Source organism: Crenobacter sp. CS_VA4, assembly GCF_055597485.1.
Window position 1 is genome coordinate 1 of the sequence record NZ_JBVMAE010000041.1, and the last position, 24,336, is coordinate 24,336.

The following is a 24,336-nucleotide window of genomic DNA, read 5'->3' on the forward strand; positions in this document are numbered from 1 at the left end:
GTGATCAGCGGTGCCAGCCGCGGTGCGTTGCGCAAGGGGCGGTAGGCGACCCGCTCGATGACGAAGCCCAGCAACATGCACGTGGGAATGGAAATCAACAGGCCGATCAACACCAGCAGCGGCCCGGGCAGATTAATGCCCGCGCCCATCAGCGCCGAAATAACGGAAATGGTGACCATGGCCCCGATCATGACCACCTCACCGTGCGCGAAGTTGATCAGGCCCATGATGCCGTACACCATGGTGTAACCCAACGCAATCAACGCGTAAATACTACCCAACACCAGCCCGTTCAGGATTTGTTGAACAAATATGTCCACGATGGGAGTTCTCCTTAGGATGAGCGACTCAGCGGTTCGCCGGGGTTTCCCCTCTTGTAATACCGCTATAGTTTTTTTCTGGTCCAGCTGCCTTGGAATTGAAGGTTGTCCGACAGGCGAGCGGATTATCCTTCCGGATACAATCTACTGTCAATCTTAAAAATTTGTTAAATATGGGTAAAATCAGCATGAATTTTCTATACATTAAGCCTTTGAAAATTAAGGTATTTTTCCGTTTTGTTCCGTACGTTAATTTCGCGCATGGAAGCACTGAACTGGGGAGTGGCACAGGATTGCCTGCCTCATGACATCGCCACAAAAAGATGCCCCCATCTACTGCATTTGCAGCGTCTGGGGGCATTTTTTATAGCAAGCATGAACAATCATGCCATCGGCACGTCGTTCGAGCGGGGTAAATTCAGAGCTGGAACGGGTAGACCGTGCCCAGACCGAGAATTCCGGTCAGTTCGTCGAGTGCGGCACGGCACTCGACCAGCAACTGCGGGTCGGCCAAATCGTCAGGCGACAGGCGGTCACGGTAGTGCTTGTCGACCCAGCCGTTCAGTTGACCGAACAAGGCATCGGACATCATCACCTTCGGGTTCACCGCGGCGATCTCGGCGTCGGACAAGGCCACGCGCAGGCGCAGGCAGGCTGGGCCGCCGCCGTTCTGCATGCTCTGCTTCAGGTCGAACACCTTCACTTCGGCAATCGGACCGTTGCTCGCCAGCAGTTTCTCGAGGTAGGCCCAGACGCGCGGCTGATTGCGGCACTCTTCCGGCACCACGATCGCCATCTTGCCGTCGGCACGCGACAACAGCTGGCTGTTGAACAGGTAGCTCTTCACCGCCTCGTCGACGCTCACTTCGGCATCCGGCACCTCGATCGCGACGAACTGGCCTCCACGCGCCGCCAGCTTGCGGTCCAGCTCGGCCAACACCTCGGCCTGCTGCAGGAACGACTTCTGGTGGTGGAACAGCACGTTGCGGTTGCCGACCGAGATCACGTCGTTGTGGAACACGCCGGCGTCGATGGTGGCCGGGTCCTGCTGCGCGTACACCACGCCCTCCTCCGACAGGCCGTGCAGGCGGGCGATCGCCTGGCTCGCCTCCAGCGTCTGGCGCGCCGGGAACTTGGCCGGCTTCGGATAGCGGCTGTCGAACGCCGCGGCGCCGAACACGAAGAACTCCACGCCCGGCGCGTCGTACTCGGCGCAGAAGCGGGTATGGTTGGCCGCGCCCTCGTCGCCGAAGTGCATCTGCGCCGGCAGCGCCGGGTGCACCGCGAAACGGCTCTCGTCGGCGAACATCGCCGCCAGCACGCGCCGGGTGGTCGGGTGCTCGATCGCACGGTGGAATTTGTTGTTCAGGTTGGCCGGGGTGAAGTGCACGCGGCCGTCGGCGGTATCGGCGCTCGGGCTGACCGTGGCGGCGTTGGCGGTCCACATGCTCGACGCCGAGGTGCAGGCGGCGAGGATCGCCGGCGCTTCTTTAGCAGCACGCGCGATCACGTCGGCATCGCTGCCGGCAAAGCCGAGCTGGCGCAAGCTCGCGACGTCCGGGCGTTCCTGCGGGGCGAGCACACCCTGCTTGAAGCCGGCGTCGTGCAGCGCCTTCATCTTGGCCAGACCCTGCTTGGCCGCCAGCCTCGGGTTGGACGCCGCGTTCTGGTTGCCGGTCGACGCGACGTTGCCGTAGGACAGGCCGCTGTAGTTGTGGGTCGGTCCGACCAACCCGTCGAAATTCACTTCATATGCACTCACAGAACGATCCCCGGAGACAGTTGGGCCGGCACGGCCAGGGTGTCGCACTCCAGCGAGGCGACGGGGTAGGCGCAATAGTCCGCCGCATAGTAGGCGCTCGGGCGGTGGTTGCCCGAGGCACCGATGCCGCCGAACGGCGCGGCACTGGACGCACCGGTGAGCGGCTTGTTCCAGTTGACCACGCCGGCACGGCTTTCGAGCAGGAAACGCTCGTACAGCGCGCGATCGTCCGACAGAACGCCGGCGGCCAGACCGTAGCGGGTGTCGTTGGCGAGGTCGATCGCCTCGTCGAAGCTCGCGTAGCGCACCACCTGCAATAGCGGACCGAAGAACTCTTCGTCGATACGGTTGGCGACGGCGGTCACGTCGATGATGCCCGGCGACAGCAGCGCGCCGGCCTCAGACAGGCGACGCATCGCCAGCAGCAGCTTGCCGCCGCGTTCGGCCAACGTTTGCTGCGCGGTCAGCAGCGCATCGGCGGCGGCGTTGGAAATCACCGAGCCCATGAACGGCGCCGGCTCCTCGTCGTAACGACCGACCTTGATGTTGGCCGACACCTCGACCAGGCGCGCCAGGAAGCGATCGCCCCACTCACCGACCGGCACCAGCAGCCGGCGCGCGCAGGTGCAGCGCTGACCGGCCGACACGAACGCCGACTGGATGGTGTGGTGCACCGCCGCGTCGATGTCGGCGACACCTTCGACGATCAGCGGGTTGTTGCCGCCCATTTCGAGCGCCAGGATCTTCTCCGGCTGGCCGCCGAAGCTCCGGTGCAGCACCGCGCCGGTGGCCGAGCTGCCGGTGAAGAACAGCCCGTCGAGGCCGGCATGGTTCGCCAGCGCGATACCGGTATCCTTGGCGCCCTGCAGCAGGCCGATCACCCCGGCCGGCAGGCCGGCTTCGGCCCACAGCTTGACGGTTTCTTCGGCGGTCCACGGCGTCAACTCGGACGGCTTGAAGATCACCGTGTTACCGGCGAGCAGCGCCGGAACGATATGGCCGTTCGGCAGGTGGCCAGGGAAGTTGTACGGTCCGAACACCGCGACCACGCCGTGCGGCTTGTGCCGCAGCACCGCCTGCGCGTCGCCCATTGCGGCGGCGCGCTCGCCGGTGCGCTCGTTATACGACTTGATCGAGATCTCCACCTTGTTGACCATGGTGGTCACTTCGGTGGTGGCTTCCCACAGCGGCTTGCCGGTTTCCTTGGCGATCACTTCGGCCAACTTGGCCTTGTTGGCGGTCAGCAATTCGGCGAAGCGGCGCGCCAGCGCGACGCGCTCGTCGAACGCGGTGCGCGACCAGTCGCGGAACGCCGCACGCGCGGCCTTCACCGCCGCGTCGACCTGCTCGGCCGAGGCGGCGCGACCCTGCCAGATCACCTCGCCGGTGGCCGGATTGGTCTTGCCGAACGCCTCGCCGGCGCCTTCTTGCCAGCGAGCATCAAAGAATTGGGTGCTCATGCTTGTTCCTTCGGGGACAGGGCAACGGCGCGAACGAAATCACCGTCTTGGACATTCAGCGCGGCCAACTGCTCGCGCGACAACGCGATCGATTCGCCGCCGAGCGGCACGTCGACCAGGATGGTGCGAAAACCGTCGATCGAGCTGTTCGACACCAACTGCGCCACACAATCTTCGCTCGGCAGCGGGTCGGCCAATCGGGCCGCCACCATGCGGCTTTCCTTCACCGCACGGATTTCCGATGTGTAGGCCTGCACGGTCGGGCCGGCGTCGAAGATGTCGACGTATCCTTCGTAGCGGAAGCCTTCCGACTGCAGCATCGCCACCGCTGGCTTGGTATTCGGGTGGGTCTGGCCAATCACCGCCTGCGCCTCGGCCGGCAGGAAGTCGATGTAGACGGGGTGCTTGGGCATCAGCTCGGCGACGAAGGCCTTCTGGCCGATGCCGGTCAGGTAGTCGGCCTCGGCGAAGTCAATCGAAAAGAAATGACGACCCAACGCCTCCCAGAACGGCGAGTTGCCCGCCTCGTCGGAGTAGCCGCGCATTTCCGCCACCACGATCTTGCCGAACAGCGGCGCGAACTGGGCGAGGAACAGGAAGCGGCTCTTCGACAGCAGCCCGCCGTTGCGGTTGACGCGGTAATCCGGGTGCAGGAACAGCGTGCACAGCTCGGAATAGCCGGTGTGGTCGTTCGACAGGAACAGCGTGTCGTGGCGGCTGTACACGCCGAGCTCTTCGCTGGCGTGCACGATGGTGCCGACCCGGTAGTTGTACCAGGGCTCGCGCATTCCCACCGCCGCGTCCACCGCACAGATGCCGGCGACCGCGCCGTTGTCGCTGTCTTCGAGCACGAACACGTAGCTACGGTCGGCGCGGTCGAGCTCGCCGGCGAACGACAGTTCGGAACGACTGATTTTCTTCGACAGGCGCTCCTCGTTGACCGGCAACGAGGTCAACCCGACGCCGGCGCTGCGCGCCAGGTTCATGAGGCCGTCGAGGTCATCGCGACGGACCGGACGAATGATCATCATGCTGCTTCCCCCTGGAATGCTTCGTGCCGATACGCCACGCGCACCCGCTCGCCACTTTGTACGCCCAGCGCCTTGGCGGCATCGGGGTTGATGAACAGCACGCCGCCCACCTCGGCCACCCGAGTGACGGTGGCGGCGAAGTCGACGGAGCGCTCGTTGCTGACCAGGCATTCTTCGGCCTGCAGCGGCAGGCTGACCGACACTTCCACCGGCAGCACGTCGTTACGCATCAGCGTTTCCAGCCGGTCGATGTCGGCGGTCAGCACCGCGCCACCGTCGAAGATGTCGATGTAGTTGTCGGCCTCGAAGCCCTCGCGGGTCAACAGCTGACAGGGCAACTCGAACGCCGGGTGGATCTGGCCGATCGAATGCTGTGCCTCGTCCGGCAGCAAGGGCACGTAAATCGGATAATTCGGCATCAGTTCGGCGATGAAGGTCTTGCTGTGGGTAGCGAACACCTGCTCGACCTGGACGAAGTCCATATTGAAGAAGCGGCGACCGATCGCGTCCCAGAACGGCGACTGGCCCACTTCGTCGTGCACGCCCTGCATCTCGGCGATGATGCGACGGCCGAAGCGCTCGCGCTCGGCGGCGATATACATCAGCCGGGCGCGCGACAACAGCTCGCCGACCGCGGCGGGCAGCGCCGCGTCGAGGAAGAAGCCGCACAGCTGTGTCTGACCGGTCAGGTCGTGGCACATGTTCAGCACATGCACCCGGTTGTTCACCTTGAGGGGGCGCGAGGCGTGCACGAAGGTTTCGCTGCGGTAGCTGTAGAACGGCTCGTCGAAGCCGGCCGACGCGCTGATCGACGCGGTACCGACCACGGTGCCGTGCTGTTCCAGCACGAACATATAGTACTCGTCGCTGGTATCGGCGACGGCTTCGTGCTCGAACGAGGAGACGGATTGCTGGATGCGTTCGAACAGGCGCTCGCGGCTGTTCGGCAAGCTGGTCACGCCGATGCCGCTATCGATCGCCATGCGCTCGATAGCGGGTAAATCGGCCGTGCGAACCGGACGCACTATTAACATAGGGGACCTCCCCGTATTGACTCTTTGTTGACGGGTGCGCGCCGAATCGCGGGCGCACACCAACCCGCGGTTCGCTGCATGGGCGAACCGTCAGGTACGGAAACAGACTGAAAAGAAACGCGAATCGCCGCGTCCGGCGTCCAAGCACACACACCTGCCACGGCAACCGGCATCGGTCACCGTAGCGGCCCCGCTGCTGGCGGGATCCGCGCCACCCTCACGGGCGACGCGGCAGCGTTACCGGAATGCGAACGGGTCAGGCGACGAGTTCGGCCACTGCAGCTTCGAAACGCTTCAGACCTTCGTCGATGTCTTCGTCGCTGATCACCAGGCTCGGCGCCAGGCGCACCACGTTCAGGCCGGCCACCAGCACCATCAGGTTGTGCTTTTCGGCCAACTTGGTGAAGTCCTTGGCACGACCGGCGTACTGTTCGGTCAGCACCGCGCCGATCAGCAGCCCCATGCCGCGCACGGTCTTGAACACGCCGTACTTGGCGTTGATCGCGTTCAGGCCATCGGCCAGACGCTGAGCCTTGGCGCGGACACCGGCCAGCACTTCCGGACGGCTGACGACTTCGAGCACCTTCTCGGCCACGGCGGCGCCCAACGGATTGCCGCCGTAGGTCGAGCCGTGGGTGCCGATGCCGAAGCTCTTGGCGATTTTCTCGGTGGTCAGCATCGCACCGATCGGGAAGCCGCCGCCCAGCGCCTTGGCGGTGGTCAGCACGTCCGGGGTCACGCCGTATTCCATGTAGGCGTACAGCGAACCGGTGCGGCCGACGCCGGTCTGCACTTCGTCGAACACCAACAGCGCGCCGTGCTGGTCGCACAGCTCGCGCGCCGCCTGCAGGAAGGCCTTGTCGGCCGGCAGTACGCCGCCCTCGCCCTGTACCGGCTCGAGCACCACCGCACAGGTGTCGTCGGAGATCGCGGCCTTCAGCGATTCGATGTTGTTGAATTCGAAGTGGTCGATGCCGCCCGGCACCGGCGCGAAGCCCTCGGTGTATTTCGGCTGGCCGCCCACCGAGACGGTGAACAGGGTACGGCCGTGGAAGGAGTTCTTGCAGGAGAGGATCTGGTGCTTGTGGGCACCGAAGTGGTCGAAGGCATACTTGCGCACCAGCTTGAACGCCGCCTCGTTGGCCTCGGCGCCGGAGTTGCTGAAGAAGGCGCGGTCGGCGAAGGTCAGCTCGGTCAGCAGCGAGGCCAGTTTCAGCACCGGCTCGTTGGTGAACACGTTCGATACGTGCCAGAGCTTGTTCGCCTGCTCGGTCAGTGCGGCGACCAGTTCCGGATGACAGTGACCCAGCGAGTTGACGGCGATACCGCCGGCCAGATCGATGAACTCACGGCCGTCCTGGTCCCAGACGCGGGAGCCCAGGCCCTTCACCGGAATGAAGCCGGCCGGCGAGTAGTTGGGAACCATGACCTGGTCGAACGTGGCGCGGGTGATCTTGCTGCTCATTGATATGTTCCTTCCTGCTCGGTGTTTGCTAATTGTTATGGTTTGACTGCATTGCCATTGATTCTAATCGAATCATTTCAGACACCCATATCCGGTTTGCGACATGCGCGTACAAAAAGACTTGACCAGGGGTCAACGACCGGTATCTCGCCATTAAAACAAAAAACGCCTGCATACCAGGCGTTTTATTGTTCTTTTTACCGTAACAAAGGGTTCTAGCAGTGAAACCCTCCGATCCTCACGCCGATTTCAGCATTTAAGCCAAGCGCTTGCTCTGGGGAGCGCGGATTTCCCGGCCGCCGGCCTCAACGGTCGCATTGTCCGACAAGCCGGCCGCACGCCATTTCGGCGCCACGCCACCCAGGGCGACCCACCCTGTTCGCATCTGGGCTCTAATGCTCCATGACAGGACCTAGGTCCGAGGTTGGCCGAAGCGCACGGTCGAAAACCGCCGCCTTCAGCCAACGGCAGGCAAGAAAAAAGCCCGTGATCGCAATCACGGGCTTCTTGCTTACCGCTAGACCAGCTTAGCCGGCGGTCTTCAGACCGAAGGCGTCCGCGGTCGCCTGGGCGGCCTTGGCTTCGTCTTCCAGCAGCGCCTTGATCGACAGGCGGATACGACCACGGTCGTCCATCTCGATCGCCTTCACGCGCACCACCTGGCCTTCTTTCAGGTAGTCGGACACGTTCTTGATGCGCTCGTTGGCGATCTGCGAAATGTGTACCAGACCATCCTTGCCCGGCAGGATCGACACGATCGCACCGACGTTGTTGTCGAGGATCTTCACCACGGTGCCTTCGTAGATCTTGCCGACTTCGACCTCGACGGTGATCTCTTCGATGCGCTTGCGGGCGGCGTCAGCGCCTTCCTGTGTCACCGAAGCGATGGTGATGGTGCCATCATCATCGATATTGATCTCGCAACCGGTGTCCTTGGTGATGCCACGGATGGTTTCGCCACCCTTGCCGATCACTTCGCGGATCTTGTCCGGGTTGATCTTCATCGTGAACAGGCGCGGCGCGAACTCAGACAGGGTCTGCGGACCTTCCACCGCTTCTTTCATGAAGCCGAGGATGTGCAGACGACCTTCCTTGGCCTGCTCCAGCGCCACCTGCATGATTTCCTTGGTGATGCCCTGGATCTTGATGTCCATCTGCAGCGCGGTCACGCCGTCGGCGGTACCGGCCACCTTGAAGTCCATGTCGCCCAGATGATCTTCGTCGCCGAGGATATCGGTCAGCACCGCGAAGCGGTTGCCTTCCAGGATCAGGCCCATGGCGATACCGGCCACGTGCGCCTTCAGCGGCACACCGGCCGCCAGCAGCGACAGGCAACCGCCACACACCGACGCCATCGACGAGGAGCCGTTCGATTCGGTGATTTCCGACACCACGCGCATCGCGTAGCTGAACTCGTCGGCCGGCGGCAGCACGGCCATCAGCGCGCGCTTGGCCAGGCGACCGTGACCGATTTCGCGGCGCTTCGGCGGGCCCATGCGGCCGGCTTCACCGGTCGAGTACGGCGGGAAGTTGTAGTGCAGCATGAAGCGGTCGGTGTACTCGCCGGCCAGCGCGTCGATGATCTGCTCATCGCGGCTGGTGCCGAGGGTCGCCGCGACCAACGCCTGGGTTTCACCGCGGGTGAACAGCGCCGAGCCGTGAGCGCGCGGCAGCACGCCGGTGCTGATCGCGATCGGACGCACGGTGCGGGTATCGCGGCCGTCGATACGGGCTTCACCGGCCAGGATCTGGCCACGCACCACGTCGGACTCCAGACCCTTGAAAATGCCCTTGATCTGGTTGGCCACCAGGGTGTCGGTCTCTTCGGTGATCAGCGCGGTCTTCACCGCGTCCCAGGCTTCGTTCAGCTTGACGGTACGCGCCTGCTTCTGGCGCAGACGGAACGCTTCCTTGACGGTTTCACCGGCGATTTCGGTGACACGGGCGATCAGCGCTTCGTCCTTGGCCGCTGGCGCCCAGTCCCACAGCACCGGGTTGACTTCGTCGGCCAGCTCGTTAATCGCCTTGATGGCGGCCTGCATCTGCTCGTGACCGTAGACCACGGCGCCGAGCATCACGGCTTCGGACAGTTCCTTCGCTTCGGACTCGACCATCAGTACCGCACGGTCGGTACCGGCCACCACCAGGTCCAGCTCGGAGTCGGCCAGTTCGGACTTGGTCGGGTTGAGCAGGTATTCGCCGTTGACGTAACCGACGCGCGCCGCGCCGATCGGGCCGGCAAACGGCAAACCGGAGATCGCCAGCGCGGCCGAAGCACCGATCATCGCCGGAATGTCGGAGTCGATTTCCGGATCCAGCGACATCACGGTCGCGACGATCTGCACGTCGTGGTAGAAGCCTTCCGGGAACAGCGGACGGATCGGACGGTCGATCAGGCGGCTGGTCAGGATTTCCTTCTCGGACTGCTTGCCTTCACGCTTGAAGAAGCCGCCCGGGATCTTGCCGGCGGCGTAGGTACGCTCCAGGTAATCGACGGTCAGCGGGAAGAAGTCCTGGCCCGGCTTGACGGTCTTGCCGCCCACCACGGCGACCAGCACCACGGTTTCGTCCATCGACACCTTGACGGCGCCGCTGGCCTGACGGGCGATCTCGCCGGTTTCGATGGTGACGGTGTGCTTGCCGTACTGGAAGCTTTTGCTGATTTTGTTAAACACGAGGGTTTCCTTTCGATTTGCAATCGTTCGGCCAACGGGAACCCCTAGCGATGCCAACCTGCCGCTGGCATGGCTAGAGGCTCACCCCGTTACGCCGCATCCTTTATGACACAGGAAAATGAAAAAGTCGCAGACAGGCTGCGACTTTTTCTAACCCAGCTGCGATTACTTACGCAGACCCAGACGGGCAATCAGGGAACGGTAGGAGTCGTTGTTGGTGCGCTTGAGGTAGTCAAGCAGACGACGACGACGGCTAACCATTTTCAGCAGACCACGACGGCTGTGGTGGTCCTTCATGTTTGCCTTGAAGTGCGGGGTCAGGTCGTTAATGCGAGCGGTCAGCAGTGCAACTTGCACTTCCGACGAACCGGTATCGCCTTCCGCGTGTTGGAAGTCTTTAACGATCGCTGCTTTTTGTTCGATGCTGATTGCCATTTTGGTACAACTCCAGTTTTTATTAGGGCTTGATGCCCGACAAGTGCGGCGAGCCGAAACCCATCCGCACTTCTACTAGCCGGCTACGTTGGTAGCCACGAGCCGTGCCGGATGCAGCGACGTTTCGTCGCGCGCCTCGGCAAGGCCCAGGAATTCCCGCGTCACCTGACGGTAAACGCGGAAACGCGTCATTATCGCATGGTTTTGCGCAGCACGCACGGCCTGCCCGTGCATGAACCGGCCGGTGTCCGCCTCGTCCAACTCGACCTCCGGCAGGTGTCCGACCAGCACGTCGACCGGCAGCAACAGCCCGAGCCGCTCCTCGTACGGCACCGCCTCGAGCGCCTCGAGCGTGATCGCCTGCTCGAGCAAAAACCCTGCCGTCGCGGTGCGGCGCAGGCCGATCAGGTGGGCACCGCAACCAAGCACTTCGCCGATGTCTTCGGCCAGCGTACGGATGTAGGTCCCCTTGCTGCACGCCACGTCGATCACCGCCACGTCGCCGGCAAACTCGACCAGCTCGATCGAATGGATCGTCACGTCGCGCGCCTTGCGCTCGATCTCGATACCCTGGCGGGCGTACTCGTAGAGCGCCTTGCCCTGATGCTTCAGCGCCGAGTACATCGGCGGCACTTGCGAGATCGGTCCGAGAAAGCTTGCCATCGCCGCCTCGAGCGCGGCGCGCTCGAAGGCGACCGGCCGCTCGCTCACCACCTCGCCCTCACTGTCGCCGGTAGTGGTCAGCACGCCGAACTTCACCGTGGCGCGATAGCCCTTGTCGGCGTCGAGCAGGAACGAGGAAAACTTGGTCGCCTCACCGAAGCACAGCGGCAGCAAGCCGGTGGCGAGCGGATCGAGCACGCCGGTGTGGCCGGCCTTGGCCGCGTTCATCAGCCAGCGCGCCCTCTGCAACGCCGAGTTGCTGCTGATGCCGGTCGGCTTGTCGAGCAGGATCACACCGTGCACCGGCCGACGCGGTCGACGCGGCTCGCTCATTCCTTGTCGTCCTGCGTATCACCGTCACTGTTCCGTGCCGCATCTTCCTGCGCTACCTTGTCGATCAGATTCGACATCGACACGCCGCGCTCGACCGACGCGTCGTAGACGAAGTGCAGTTGCGGGATGTTGAACAGGGTGATGCGGCGACCCAGTTCGCTGCGCAGATAACCGGCCGCGTGCTCCAGCGCCTCTTGCGACACCTCGCGGGTCTTCTCGTCCATCACTGTGTAGAAGATCTTGGCGTGCGAATAGTCGCGCGTCACGTCCACCGCGGTCAGCGTAATCCAGCCGACACGCGGGTCTTTCAGACCCTTGCGGATCAGTTCGGCCAGCTCTCGCAGGATCTGTTCGCGCACCCGGTCAGCCCGGGAAAAACCTTTACGTTGTTGGGCCATCTCAGCCTCCTAGCAAAAACAAACGGGCGAGCGCCCGCGGCAACCACTGCCGACCGAACGCCCGCCCGTTACACGCCACCTTACAGGCTGCGCGCTACTTCCACGATTTCGAATGCCTCGAGTACGTCGCCTTCGCGGATGTCGTTGAAGTTCTTCAGCATCAGGCCACATTCGTAGCCCTGCTTCACTTCCTTCACGTCGTCCTTGAAGCGCTTGAGCGAATCGAGTTCACCGGTATGCACCACGACATGGTCGCGGATCAGGCGCACCTGGGCGGAGCGCTTCACCATACCATCGGTCACCATACAACCGGCGATGTTGCCGACCTTGGACACGGTGATCACCTGGCGGATCTCGACGGTGCCGAGGATCTGCTCTTTCTTCTCCGGTGCCAGCATGCCCGACAGCGCCAACTTCACATCATCGATCGCATCGTAGATGATGTTGTAGTAGCGGATGTCGATATCGTTCGACTCGGCCGTCTTGCGTGCGGCCGCATCGGCACGCACGTTGAAGCCGATCATCACCGCCTTCGACGCGATCGCCAGGTTGACGTCCGACTCGCTGATACCACCCACACCGGAGTGCAGGATCGACACGCGTACTTCGTCGGTCGACAGCTTCAGCAAGCTGCCTGCCAGCGCTTCGTACGAACCCTGAACGTCGGCCTTGATGATCAGCGGCAGGGTCTGCACTTCGCCTTCGGCCATCTGGGCGAACATATTCTCCAGCTTGGCGGCCTGCTGCTTGGCCAGACGCACGTCGCGGAACTTGCCGGCGCGGAACAGCGCGATTTCGCGCGCTTTCTTCTCGTCGGTCAGCACCATCGCATCTTCACCAGCCTGCGGTACGTCGGACAGGCCGAGGATCTCGACCGGAATCGCCGGACCGGCTTCGTCAACCGGCTTGCCATTCTCGTCGACCATCGCACGAACACGACCGAACGCGGTGCCGGCCAGCACGATGTCGCCCTTCTTCAGCGTGCCCGACTGTACCAGCAGCGTCGAGACCGGGCCGCGGCCCTTGTCGAGGCGCGCCTCGACGATGATGCCCTTGGCCGGCGTATCCACCGAAGCGGTCAGCTCCAGCACTTCGGCCTGCAGCAGGATCGCTTCCAGCAGCGCATCGATGTTCAGGCCTTGCTTGGCCGACACTTCGATGAACTGGGTATCGCCACCCCAGTCTTCCGGTACGACGCCATGGCCGGACAGCTCCTGACGGATGCGTTCCGGGTTGGCGCCCTGCTTGTCGATCTTGTTCACCGCCACCACGATCGGCACACCGGCTGCTTTAGCATGGTGAACCGCTTCGATGGTCTGCGGCATCACGCCGTCGTCGGCCGCCACCACCAGCACCACGATGTCGGTCGCCTTGGCACCACGGGCACGCATCGCGGTAAACGCTTCGTGACCCGGGGTATCCAGGAAGGTGATCATGCCGCGGTCGGTTTCGACGTGGTAGGCACCAATATGCTGGGTAATGCCACCGGCTTCGCCGGCCGCCACTTTGGCGCGACGGATGTAGTCGAGCAGCGAGGTCTTACCGTGGTCGACGTGACCCATCACGGTCACGACCGGGGCACGCGGCAGCAATTCGACTTCCACTTCGCCCTCGGGTTTCTCGAGGTAGGCTTCCGGATCGTCCGCCTGCGCGGCCTTGGCCTTGTGCCCCATTTCCTCGACCAGAATGATCGCGGTTTCCTGATCGAGCACCTGGTTGATGGTCACCATCATGCCCATCTTCATCAGCACCTTGATCACCTCGGCCGCCTTCACCGCCATGCGGTGAGCAAGATCGGCCACGGTGATGGTTTCAGGCACCAGCACTTCGTGCACGATCGGCTCGATCGGGTTCTGGAAGGCGTGCTGACCAGCGTGCTTGTTGCGGCCACCCTTCTTCGATTTCCAGTCGTTGCTGGAGTCGCCACCACGGGTGCGCAGGCCCTTGCCCTTGCCACGACCATCGCTCCAGTCGCGACCACCACCCTTGCGGTTAGCGCCGCCAGGCTTCTTGTCGTCGGAACGCGGAGCCGGGGCACCAGCCGGACGGTTGGCCGAAGGCGCCGCCGGTGCGCCGCCAGCCGGTGCCGCACCTTGCGGACGGCCGGTGGACAGCGGGGCACGCGGCGTCGGCGAAGCCGAACGATGCTCGGCCGCCGGGCGGGCGGAACGGGCGGCGTCGGCCGGCTTGGCCTCCACCGGTTTCTTCACCTCGACCGGCTTCGGCTGCAAGGCAGCCTGCTCGGCGGCCAAGCGTGCGGCAGTACGGCGCTCCTCACGCTCCAGGCGTTCGCGCACCAGCGCTTCCTGACGGGAGCGCAGCTCGGAATGGCGACGTGCCTCGGCTTCGCGCGAAGCGATTTCTTCGGCCGACAGGATCGGCGCCGGCGCAGCCGGACGAGCCGGTGCGGCCTTCGCCGCCTTCTCTTCGGCCTTCGGCGCTTCTTTCGGAGCCTCGACCTTCGGCTCGACCGGTTTGGCTTCGGCCTTCGGCGCTTCTTTCGGCGCCTCGACCTTCGGCTCAGCCGGTTTCACCGGCTCGGCCACCGGAGCCTCGACGGCCGGAGCAGCCGCTACAACCGGTGCCTCCTCGCGGGCCGCCGGCTTTTCGTCCGGCATAACCACCACGCGCTTCTTGCGGGTCTCGACCTTGACGGTACCGCCGGCCGTCTGAATTTCGCTGGTCTGTTTGCGCGTCACAGTGACGCGCGCGTCGTCACGGGCACCGTGCGAGCGCTTCAGGTGATCCAGCAAGCGGCCCTTGTCCTGTTCGGACAACGTGTCGTCCAGCGACCCCTTCGTCACACCTGCGGAGCGCAATTGCTCTAGCAGGCGCTCCGGGGGCAGGCCGAGTTCACTTGCAAACTGTTTAACATTCGTCACTACCATGCGTCTTCCCAAATCCTTCCATTTCAGCCTGCAATCACTGGTCGAACCAGTGTTCGCGCGCTTTCATGATAAGCGAGCGGGCAGACTCAGCATCAATGCCGATCATGTCGACCAAGTCGTCCACCGCCAAATCGGCCAACTCATCACGAGTGGTCACATCGTTTTCGGCCAACTTACGCATCAGGTCATCGGTCAGACCTTCGAGGTTGCGCAGATCTTCGTCCACCGACTCCACCTTCTCTTCCGAGGCAATCGCCAAGGTCAGGATGGCGTCACGGGCACGACTGCGCAGCTCGTTCACAAGCGCTTCGTCGAAACCTCCGATTTCCAACAGTTCGGAAACCGGCACATAAGCCACCTCTTCCAGGGTAGCAAAGCCTTCCTGCACCAGAGTGGCGGCGGTGTCTTCGTCGACGCCGAGGTGTTGCACGAAGGTGTCACGCAGCGCCGCATCTTCGGCCTGGTTCTTCTCTTCAGCTTCCTCGACCGTCATGATATTCAGGTTCCAGCCGGTCAGTTCGGCGGCAAGGCGCACGTTCTGACCGCTGCGCCCGATCGCCAGCGCCAGCTGTTCTTCCTCGACGACCACGTCCATCAGATGGTTGTCTTCGTCGATCATGATGCGGTTCACTTCGGCCGGGGACAGCGCGTTGATCACGAACTGAGCCGGGTCCGGCGACCACAGCACGATGTCGACGCGTTCGCCGGCCAGCTCCTGGGTCACTGCCTGGACGCGCGAACCGCGCATGCCGATGCAGGTACCCTGCGGGTCGATGCGCGGGTCGTTCGACTTGACGGCGATCTTGGCGCGCATCCCCGGGTCGCGGGCCGCTTCCTTGATCTCCAGCATGCCTTCCTCGATTTCCGGCACTTCCAGCTCGAACAGCTTGGCCAGGAATTCGCGGGTGGTCCGCGACAGCACCAGCTGCGGACCACGACCGAGGCGGTCGATGCGCAGCAGGAACGCCTTCACGCGGTCGCCCACGCGCAGGTTTTCCTTCGGGATCATCTGATCGCGCGGCAGCACGGCTTCGAGCTTGCCGCATTCGATGATGGCGTTGCCGCGCTCGATGCGCTTGACGGTGCCATTCACCAGGTGTTCGCGACGCTGCAGGAAGTCGTTGAGGATCTGCTCGCGCTCGGCGTCGCGGATCTTCTGCAGGATCACCTGCTTGGCGGTCTGCGCGCCGATACGGCCGAACTCGACCGCTTCCATCGGCTCTTCGATCACGCTGCCGATTTCGGCACGCGGATCGCGCTCGCGCCCCTGTGCCAGCGTCAACTCACGGCTGGGCTCTTCGAGCAGCTCCTCCTCGACCACCGTCCAGCGACGGAAGCTCTGGTGGGTACCGGCGTGACGGTCGATTTCGACGCGCACGTCCAGATCGTCTTCATTGAATTTCTTCTTGGTCGCCGAAGCGAGCGCCAGCTCGAGAGCGGAAAACACCACTTCCTTGCTGACGTTCTTCTCGCTCGCCAAGGCGTCAACCAGCAACAAAATCTCGCGGCTCATGCCATCCTCCGAATTTTGGGCCCTGCATTCGTGGCCAACGTCCTGCCGATCAGAACTCCGGCTCCAGCCGGGCCTTGTCGATATTGGACAGGGGAATCGCCACGGTACGGCCGTCGACTACGAGCATTACCGCTCCGTCTTCGACGCCCGCAAGACGACCGACAAATCGCTTCTGCTGCTCGATCGGCAGCCGGGTACGCACGATCGCCAGTTGACCGGCAAAACGGACGAAATCCGCCTCTTTCTTCAGCGGACGGTCGAGACCCGGCGACGACACTTCCAGTCGCGAGTAATCGACGTTTTCCACCGTGAACAAGCGGGTAAGGTGGTTACTGACCTGCACGCAGTCTTCGACGGTGATGCCTTCAGGCTTGTCGATGAATACGCGAAAACCGCCACCATTCATCAGCTCAAAGTCAACCAGCTCGTAGCCCAACCCCGGCAGGGTGTTTTCAAGCAGCAAACGGACATCCATTGCGTTTTCCAGAAACAAAAAATGGGCGAAACGCCCATCCCTAAATAGCCACAATTTTAACGCATTTCCGGGAAAAAGGAAACCTCCCGCCCCGCCGCCAACCCCATGCCGGGGCCGTCGCGGTCTTTGCGGCGGTTTGCGATTCCGGTAAATTAACTTATCCCGCTTGCGTCATGCTGGCGGGCAACATAACAAAAAGATATACCCGAGGCCAAGTGTCATTCGACAACTTGCCCGTTCACAGCACGATGGAGAAGCCTTTAAATGGAAAAAATCTGGCTGAAGAATTACCAGGCAGGGGTTGCATCGGAAATCGACGTGAACCAGTTCAAGTCGGTGGTCGAGGTGTTCGAGAAGAGCGCCGCCAAATTCCGCGACCGCCCAGCGGTGGCCAATATGGACAAGGTCCTGTCGTACGGCGAGCTCGATCGCCTGTCGGCTGACTTCGCCTCGTTCCTTCAGCATCGGCTGAAACTGAGCAAGGGCGAGCGGGTGGCGATCATGATGCCGAACCTGCTGCACTACCCGATCACGGTATTCGGCACGCTACGCGCCGGGCTGACCGTGGTCAACGTTAACCCGCTCTACACGCCGCGCGAGCTCGAGCACCAGCTGAACGATTCCGGCGCCACCACCATCGTCATCCTGGAAAACTTCGCCAACGTGCTGCAAGAGGTACTGCCGCGCACCGGCATCAAGAACGTGGTGGTCGCCTCGCTCGGCGACATGCTCGGCTTCCCGAAGTCGCTGATCGTCAATTTCGTGGTCCGGAAGGTCAAGAAACTGGTACCGACTTGGCACATCCCGGGCCATATCCGTTTTACCGACGCACTCTCCACGGGCGCCAAGCAGCCGCTCAGCCCGGTCGAGATCAGCCATGACGACATCGCCTTCCTGCAGTACACCGGCGGCACCACCGGCGTGTCGAAGGGCGCGATGCTGCTACACCGCAACATCATCGCCAACATGCTGCAGGCCGGCGAATGGGTCAAGCCGGTGGTGCGCGAAGGCCAGGAAGTCATCGTCACCGCGCTGCCGCTCTATCACATCTTCTCGCTGACCGCGAACCTGATGGTGTTCACCGAGGTCGGCGCGATGAACATCTTGATCACCAACCCGCGCGACATCCCTGGCTTCATCAAGGAGTTGAAGAAATACAAGGTCACCGCGATGACCGGCGTCAACACGCTGTTCAACGCGCTGCTGCATAACCCGGAATTCAAGACCGTCGACTTCAGCAGCTGGCGCCTGGCGCTGGGTGGCGGCATGGCGGTGCAGAAGGCCGTTGCAGAGAAATGGAAGGAAGTCACCGGCGTGACGCTGTCTGAGGCCTACGGCCTGACCGAGACCTCGCCCGCCGCGTGCATGAACCCGCTCGACCTGCCGGAGTACAACGGCACCATCGGCCTGCCGGTGCCGTCGACCGACATCCAGATCCGCGACATCGAAGGCAAGGAAGTGCCGATCGGCGAGCCGGGCGAACTGTGGATCAAGGGCCCGCAAGTGATGAAGGGCTACTGGAAACGCCCGGACGAAACCGCCAAGGTGATCGACGAGGACGGTTTCCTCGCCACCGGCGACATGGCGATGGTCACGCCGACCGGTTTCGTCAAACTGGTCGACCGCAAGAAGGACATGATCCTGGTCTCGGGCTTCAACGTCTATCCGAACGAGGTCGAGGACGTCGCCGCCTCGCTACCGGGTGTGCTGGAAGTGGCGTGTATCGGCGTACCGGACGAGAAATCGGGCGAGGTGGTCAAGCTATTCGTGGTGAAGAAGGACCCGGCACTGACCGAGAAAGACGTGATCGACCATTGCCGCAAGAACCTGACCGGCTACAAGGTACCCAAGCAGGTCGAGTTCCGCAGTGAACTGCCGAAGACCAATGTCGGCAAGATCCTGCGCCGCGCGCTGCGCGACGAGTCGGTCAAGCAACCGGCCTGATCCGGCCAAGCCGGTAAACCACAGCCCGCCCGAGCGCGGGCTTTTTTCATACCCTTGCTCGACACATTCCACCACGACGGCAAAGCCTGCGATAATCGACAGCTATGCCACGGGGCCCACCGCGACCAGCAGCACCCGTTTCGACCCGCAGACACTGAATTCCTGACGACACTCACCATCATGACCACGCTTTACGGCATCTCCAACTGCAGCACGGTAAAAAAGGCCCGCCTCTGGTTGGCCGAACACCAGATCGACTACGCCTTCCACGACTTCAAGAAGCAGGGCATCGACGCTGCCACCCTGCACGACTGGATCTCCCGCATCGGGCTGGCGAAGCTGATCAACCGCCAGGGCACCACCTGGCGCACCCTCTCCGACGCCGACAAGGTCCGCGCCGACAGCTCCGAGGGTGCAGTCGCACTGATGATCGAACAACCGTCGCTGATCAAGCGCCCGGTACTGGTCAACGGCCCCCACGCCGGGGTCGGCTTCAGCGACGCCGTCTACGCCGAGGAGTTCGGACTATGAACCCGACCCTGGAATTGACCTGCGAACTGATCCGTCGCGACTCGGTCACCCCGCGCGACAAGGGCTGCCAGGAGCAGATGATCGAGCGGCTGGAAGCGATCGGCTTCACCGTCGAGCGGCTGCGTTTCGGCGACGTCGACAACTTCTGGGCACGTCGCGGCAGCAGCGGCCCGCTGCTATGCTTCGCCGGTCACACCGACGTGGTACCGACCGGCCCCCTCGACAAATGGGATAGCCACCCGTTCGAGCCGGTGATCCGCGACGGCCACCTGTTCGGCCGCGGCGCCGCCGACATGAAGGCCTCGCTCGCGGCATTTATCACCGCGATCGAAACCTTCGTCGCGGCCCACCCCGGCCACACCGGTTCGATCGCCCTGTTGATCACCTCGGACGAGGAAGGCATCGCCACCGACGGCACGGTACGGGTGGTCGACCTGCTGGAAGCGCGCGACGAGACGATCGACTACTGCATCGTCGGCGAACCGACCTCCACTGACGCGCTCGGCGACACGATCAAGAACGGCCGGCGCGGCTCGCTGTCCGGCACGCTGATCGTCAAGGGCCAGCAGGGCCACATCGCCTATCCGCACCTGGCGAAAAATCCGATCCATCTGATGGCTCCGGCGTTGGCCGAACTGGCCGCCACCGTCTGGGACAATGGCAACGCCTACTTCCCGGCGACCAGCTGGCAAGTATCCAACCTGAACGCCGGCACCGGCGCCACCAACGTGATCCCGGGCACCGCCGAGCTAAAGTTCAACTTCCGCTTCTCGACCGAGAACACCGCCGAGACGCTGAAGGCGCGGGTGCACGCCATCCTCGACCAGCACGGCCTCGACTACGACCTGCTGTGGACGCTGTCCGGCAACCCGTTCCTGACCGAGCCGGGCGCGCTCACCGAGGCGATCGGCGGCGCGATCGAGCAGGTCACCGGCCTGCGGACCGAGCTGTCGACCAGCGGCGGCACCTCGGATGGTCGCTTCATCAAGCGCATCGCCCGCGAGCTGGTCGAATTCGGCCCGATCAACGCCACCATCCACAAGCTCAATGAGTGCGTGAAGGTCGACGACGTCGAACGCCTGTCGCAGGTCTATGAAAAGACCCTGGTCGCGCTACTGAGCAAGCGTTAAGCCCCCACCCGCCAGGCACAACGGCAGACCTTTCGGTCTGCCGTTTCTTTTTGGGCTGCGGCCGACTTGCGTCTAGGCTCAAGACAAACCGCAGCCCATGGCGCGGCCACGACGACTTGCGTCCGAAGCTCGATTGAGCGCGACGCGCCAACAGGGGGAGCCTCCGCCGCCATGGACCTCGAAATCGCAAAAATCTTCATCGCGCTGCTGGTGCTGGTCAACCCGCTCGGCGCGATCCCCATCTTCATCAGCCTCACCCCCACCGCCAATCAGGGCGAACGCAAGAAGATCGCCAAGACTACCGCGCTATCGGTGGCGATTGTGATCGTACTGTTCGCGCTGGTCGGCGAAACCCTGCTGAAGTTTCTCGGCATCAGCATCGGCTCGTTCCAGGTCGGCGGCGGCCTGCTGGTGATGCTGATCGCGATCGCGCTGATGAACGCCAAGCCAGCGCCGACCAAGACCACCGAGGCCGAGCGCGAGGAAGCCGAAACCAAGACCAATATCGCGGTGGTGCCGATGGCGATCCCGCTGATGACAGGCCCGGGCACCATCTCGACGGTGATCATCTACGCTTCCACCGCCGGCTCGTGGAAACAGGTACTGTCCCTAATCATCAGCGGACTGTTGGTCGCGATCACCTGCTACGGCGCGCTGGTGCTGGCCTCGCCATTGAGCCGCCTGCTCGGCCAGACCGGCATCAATATCGTCAACCGGGTGATGGGCATGCTGCTCGCCGCCGTGTCGGTGGAGATCGTCGTCGACGGCCTCTACCGGCTGTTCCCGCAGCTGACCCGCTGAGCCATTCTTAGCACCCTCCCGACCCTGAGCGCACCCTACGCGAACCCTTTCGGCCAACCTTCCCGCCGACCTTCCCATATCCCTCAAGGTTTTCCAATCGAAGAGAAAAGAACAAAAAAACGGCAGCGTCGCGACGCTGCCGTTTCCGTTAATGACCCAGCCGGATTATTTCAGGAGCTGAGCGATATCCTTCGCTTCCCAGTGCGGGAAGTACTTGCGCACCAGCGCATTCAGCTCCAGCTCGAAGGCCTTGAAACGAGCCAGCTCGTCGAGCGGCTGCTCGCCAGCCGATTCGGCCGCGCTGACGACCATGCCGGCCGCCGCGGTCGCGTTGGACAGGCGGTCGATCACGATAAGGCTGCCGGTGCCACGGCACGCTGTGTACGCGTCGAACACCACCGGCGCGTTGAAAGCAATGCGTACCAGCGCGATCTCATTCAGCTGCAAGGCCTCGACCGTGCTTTCGGCCAAGCTGTTGACGTCGATGCGGTGCTGGATGCGCTCAACCCGGCCGAACACCGCCTTGCCGGCCAGCTTGAAGGTGTATTCCTTGCCCAGCGTCAGCGGCTGCTCATCCATCCACACCAGATGCGCATCGACCGCGTTGGCCACCTGCGGCGCCGCTTCGCCGGCGCGCACCAGCATGTCGCCGCGCGACACATCGATCTCGTCGTCCAGCGTCAGCGTGATCGCCTGGCCGGCAAACGCTTCGGGCAAGTCGCCGTCGGCGGTGACGATCGCCTTCACCCGGCTCTGCTTGCCCGACGGCAGCACGGTCACCAGGTCGCCCGGGTGCACCGCCCCGGCGGCCACGGTACCGGCAAAGCCGCGGAAGTCCAGGTTCGGGCGGTTGACGTACTGCACCGGCAGGCGGAAGGCATCGAGGTCGGCCTTGCCGGCTACCTGCACCGACTCCAAGAGCTCCATCAGCGTCTCACCCTGGTACCAAGCGGCCTTCTCGCTGCGGCTGACCACGTTGTCGCCGCGCAGCGCCGAGATCGGCACGAACCGGATGTCCGGAATCGCCAGCTTGCCGGCGAATTCCAGGTAGTCGGCGCGAATCTGCTCGAACACCTGTTGGTCGAAGTCGACCAGATCCATCTTGTTCACCGCCACGATCACGTGCTTGATGCCGAGCAGGCTAACGATGAAGCTGTGGCGACGGGTCTGGGTCTGCACGCCGCGGCGCGCATCGATCAGGATGATCGCCAGATCACAGGTCGACGCGCCGGTGGCCATATTGCGGGTGTACTGCTCGTGACCCGGGCAGTCGGCGATGATGAACTTGCGCTTCTCGGTTGAGAAGTAACGGTACGCCACATCGATGGTGATACCCTGCTCGCGCTCGGCCTGCAGGCCGTCGACCAGCAAGGCCAGATCGATCTCGTCGTCGGTGGTGTTGTACTTCTTCGAGTCGCGCTGAATCGCGGCGAGCTGGTCCTCGAAGATCAGCTTCGAGTCGTGCAACAGCCGGCCGATCAGCGTCGACTTGCCGTCGTCGACGTTGCCGCAGGTGATGAAGCGCAGCAGGTCCTTGTTCTCGTGCTGCTTCAGGTACGCCAGGATATCGCTGGCAATCAGTTCGGACTGGTGGGACATGGTGTTTCCAATCGTGCTTCGGCCGACGTGCAGGCGTTGCACGTCGGCGGTATCAGGCAGAGGGCGGGCTTAGAAATAGCCTTCCATCTTTTTCTTCTCCATCGACCCGGCCTGGTCGTGGTCGATCAGCCGGCCCTGGCGCTCACTGGTCTTGGTCAGCAGCATTTCCTGGATGATTTCCGGCAGCGTCGCCGCGGTCGACTCGACCGCGCCGGTCAGCGGATAACAGCCCAGTGTACGGAAACGCACCTTGCGCAGCTCCGGCGTCTCACCCGGGCGCAGCGACATCCGTTCGTCGTCGACCATGATCAGCATGCCGTCGCGGTTCACCACCGGGCGCTCGGCCGCGAAGTACAACGGCACGATGTCGATGTTCTCCAGGTAGATGTACTGCCAGATGTCGAGTTCGGTCCAGTTCGACAGCGGGAACACCCGGATGCTCTCGCCCTTGTTGATCTTGCTGTTGTAGATGTTCCAGAGCTCCGGGCGCTGGTTCTTTGGGTCCCAGCGGTGGTTCTGGTCGCGGAACGAGTACACCCGTTCCTTCGCGCGCGATTTCTCTTCATCGCGACGAGCGCCGCCGAAGGCCGCGTCGAACTTATACTTGTTCAGCGCCTGCTTCAAACCCTCGGTCTTCATCACGTCGGTATGCTTGGCACTGCCGTGGCTAAATGGACCGATGCCGGCCTTCACACCGTCTTCGTTGACGTGCACCAGTAGATCCAGGCCGTACTTGTTCACCACATGATCACGGAAGGCGATCATGTCGCGGAATTTCCAGGTGGTGTCCACGTGCAGCAGCGGGAACGGCGGCTTGCCCGGGTAGAACGCCTTCAGCGCCAGATGCAGCATCACGGCCGAATCCTTGCCGATCGAGTACAGCATCACCGGGTTCTCAAACTCGGCCGCCACCTCGCGAATGATATGGATAGACTCCGCCTCCAACTGCTTGAGGTGGGTCAGCCTTGCTTCACTGATTTTCATCTTGTTCGCCTGCCCAATCCGCCGGCCACGCTGCCCCGCAACGCCCGGCTGTTCCTTTTATCGACAGCGCTAATCTAACGGTTGCTGGAGGCGTTATCAAAATCGAATAGATATATCAATATGCGCTATGTGAATTCCCATTTAGTCCAACGAGGAATTAGCTGACGACAGACCACCATCAACTCTTCCGCGCGACTACTGACCGTCTCGGTCATCACCTAGCAGGACCGTGGCCTAGGGCCGGCTCCGGGCGCATCAAGAGAGTCAGCGCCGCCAAATTTAGCATCGCTTAGCGATGAACAGTGCCAACGAAAAATCCCCCGCTACCGTCTGTCGCTGGTAAGCGGGGGGATCAGTGAAACAGCTGGGTTTATTTCTTCACACCCAGCGACAGCACGCCATTCAGCCCGAGTGTCGCCAGCAACGAGGCCGAATCATTGTCATCGTGTTTGTCACCCGGCTTGCCGCCCTGCTTCACCAACAGAGGTGCACCGACAGCGGAAGTCAGCGTACCGATCAGGTTGGCTGGCCCGTTGCTACCGCCGTGGCCAGTACTACTGCCGGTCAGCCCCGTCAGTACCGGACCGACGATCGGCAGGCCGTGGTCATGGCCACCATGACCGCCACCGTTATCGCCACCACCACCGTGGTGATCATCGCCGCCGCCAAGCAGCCCTGACAGGACCGGACCAACGATCGGCAAGCCACCCTCATGGCCACCGTGGTGGTCGTCACCGCCGCCCAGCAAGCCCGTCAGCACCGGACCGACGATCGGCAGGCCGTGGTCATGGCCACCATGACCGCCACCGTTATCGTCGCCACCACCGTGGTGATCATCGCCGCCGCCAAGCAGCCCTGACAGGACCGGACCAACGATCGGCAAGCCACCCTCATG

General features: G+C 63.0%; 19 protein-coding genes and 1 pseudogene. 4 read left to right on the forward strand and 16 right to left on the reverse strand.

The features are described from left to right. The 13 genes from ACZ2IA_RS21165 to rimP form a co-directional block, all read right to left on the reverse strand. On the reverse strand, nt 1–320 hold a 320-nt coding region (locus tag ACZ2IA_RS21165), incomplete at its 3' end, for a branched-chain amino acid ABC transporter permease (protein WP_470294573.1). 418 nt (nt 321–738) lie between these two features. After that, nucleotides 739–2,082 (reverse strand): N-succinylarginine dihydrolase, encoded by a 1,344-nt coding sequence (gene astB / locus ACZ2IA_RS21170; protein ID WP_470294574.1) that lies wholly within the window; start codon nt 2,080–2,082, stop codon nt 739–741. Then, nucleotides 2,079–3,542 (reverse strand): succinylglutamate-semialdehyde dehydrogenase, encoded by a 1,464-nt coding sequence (gene astD / locus ACZ2IA_RS21175; RefSeq protein ID WP_470294575.1) that lies wholly within the window; start codon nt 3,540–3,542, stop codon nt 2,079–2,081. Before astD ends, astB begins: the two co-directional genes overlap by 4 nt. After that, on the reverse strand, nt 3,539–4,573 hold the full coding sequence (gene astA / locus ACZ2IA_RS21180; RefSeq protein ID WP_470294576.1) for an arginine N-succinyltransferase: 1,035 nt from the start codon (nt 4,571–4,573) through the stop codon (nt 3,539–3,541). The genes astD and astA overlap by 4 nt, the downstream gene beginning before the upstream one ends. Beyond that, nucleotides 4,570–5,607 (reverse strand): arginine/ornithine succinyltransferase subunit alpha, encoded by a 1,038-nt coding sequence (gene aruF, locus ACZ2IA_RS21185; RefSeq protein WP_470294577.1) that lies wholly within the window; start codon nt 5,605–5,607, stop codon nt 4,570–4,572. The genes astA and aruF overlap by 4 nt, the downstream gene beginning before the upstream one ends. A 256-nt stretch (nt 5,608–5,863) precedes the next feature. Next, complete coding sequence (locus tag ACZ2IA_RS21190; RefSeq protein ID WP_470294578.1) at nt 5,864–7,072, reverse strand: aspartate aminotransferase family protein; 1,209 nt, start codon at nt 7,070–7,072, stop codon at nt 5,864–5,866. A gap of 527 nt (nt 7,073–7,599) precedes the next feature. Continuing rightward, nucleotides 7,600–9,747, reverse strand: coding sequence for a polyribonucleotide nucleotidyltransferase (gene pnp / locus ACZ2IA_RS21195; RefSeq protein WP_470294579.1), 2,148 nt, complete (start codon nt 9,745–9,747; stop codon nt 7,600–7,602). A 165-nt stretch (nt 9,748–9,912) separates the two neighbouring features. Then, nucleotides 9,913–10,182 (reverse strand): 30S ribosomal protein S15, encoded by a 270-nt coding sequence (gene rpsO, locus ACZ2IA_RS21200; protein ID WP_470294580.1) that lies wholly within the window; start codon nt 10,180–10,182, stop codon nt 9,913–9,915. Nucleotides 10,183–10,257: 75 nt separating this feature from the next. Next, nucleotides 10,258–11,178, reverse strand: coding sequence for a tRNA pseudouridine(55) synthase TruB (truB, locus tag ACZ2IA_RS21205; protein WP_470294581.1), 921 nt, complete (start codon nt 11,176–11,178; stop codon nt 10,258–10,260). After that, on the reverse strand, nt 11,175–11,576 hold the full coding sequence (gene rbfA / locus ACZ2IA_RS21210; RefSeq protein ID WP_470294582.1) for a 30S ribosome-binding factor RbfA: 402 nt from the start codon (nt 11,574–11,576) through the stop codon (nt 11,175–11,177). Before rbfA ends, truB begins: the two co-directional genes overlap by 4 nt. An 80-nt stretch (nt 11,577–11,656) precedes the next feature. Continuing rightward, on the reverse strand, nt 11,657–14,464 hold the full coding sequence (infB, locus tag ACZ2IA_RS21215; RefSeq protein WP_470294583.1) for a translation initiation factor IF-2: 2,808 nt from the start codon (nt 14,462–14,464) through the stop codon (nt 11,657–11,659). A gap of 34 nt (nt 14,465–14,498) precedes the next feature. After that, nucleotides 14,499–15,977, reverse strand: a complete 1,479-nt coding sequence (gene nusA / locus ACZ2IA_RS21220) for a transcription termination factor NusA (RefSeq protein WP_470294584.1) — start codon at nt 15,975–15,977, stop codon at nt 14,499–14,501. Nucleotides 15,978–16,026: 49 nt separating this feature from the next. Then, nucleotides 16,027–16,452, reverse strand: a complete 426-nt coding sequence (rimP, locus tag ACZ2IA_RS21225) for a ribosome maturation factor RimP (protein WP_470294585.1) — start codon at nt 16,450–16,452, stop codon at nt 16,027–16,029. A gap of 264 nt (nt 16,453–16,716) precedes the next feature. On the opposite strand from rimP, the gene ACZ2IA_RS21230 reads away from it, so the two are divergent. From ACZ2IA_RS21230 to ACZ2IA_RS21245, 4 genes are all read left to right on the forward strand, one after another. After that, nucleotides 16,717–18,396 carry a long-chain-fatty-acid--CoA ligase gene (locus ACZ2IA_RS21230; protein WP_470294586.1) on the forward strand — a complete coding sequence of 560 codons (1,680 nt, stop codon included), beginning with the start codon at nt 16,717–16,719 and terminating at the stop codon, nt 18,394–18,396. A gap of 180 nt (nt 18,397–18,576) precedes the next feature. Next, complete coding sequence (locus ACZ2IA_RS21235) at nt 18,577–18,927, forward strand: ArsC family reductase (RefSeq protein ID WP_470294587.1); 351 nt, start codon at nt 18,577–18,579, stop codon at nt 18,925–18,927. Continuing rightward, nucleotides 18,924–20,057, forward strand: a complete 1,134-nt coding sequence (gene dapE, locus ACZ2IA_RS21240) for a succinyl-diaminopimelate desuccinylase (RefSeq protein WP_470294588.1) — start codon at nt 18,924–18,926, stop codon at nt 20,055–20,057. Before ACZ2IA_RS21235 ends, dapE begins: the two co-directional genes overlap by 4 nt. 171 nt (nt 20,058–20,228) lie before the next feature. Then, nucleotides 20,229–20,858 (forward strand): MarC family protein, encoded by a 630-nt coding sequence (locus tag ACZ2IA_RS21245; RefSeq protein WP_470294589.1) that lies wholly within the window; start codon nt 20,229–20,231, stop codon nt 20,856–20,858. 165 nt (nt 20,859–21,023) lie between these two features. Here ACZ2IA_RS21245 and cysN read toward each other — a convergent pair whose 3' ends face one another. From cysN to ACZ2IA_RS21260, 3 genes and pseudogenes are all read right to left on the reverse strand, one after another. After that, nucleotides 21,024–22,457, reverse strand: a complete 1,434-nt coding sequence (gene cysN / locus ACZ2IA_RS21250) for a sulfate adenylyltransferase subunit CysN (protein ID WP_470294590.1) — start codon at nt 22,455–22,457, stop codon at nt 21,024–21,026. A 69-nt stretch (nt 22,458–22,526) separates the two neighbouring features. After that, nucleotides 22,527–23,441, reverse strand: coding sequence for a sulfate adenylyltransferase subunit CysD (cysD, locus tag ACZ2IA_RS21255; RefSeq protein WP_470294591.1), 915 nt, complete (start codon nt 23,439–23,441; stop codon nt 22,527–22,529). Between the two features lie 370 nt (nt 23,442–23,811). Beyond that, nucleotides 23,812–24,336 (reverse strand): annotated as a pseudogene (locus ACZ2IA_RS21260) (hypothetical protein); the annotation flags it as partial.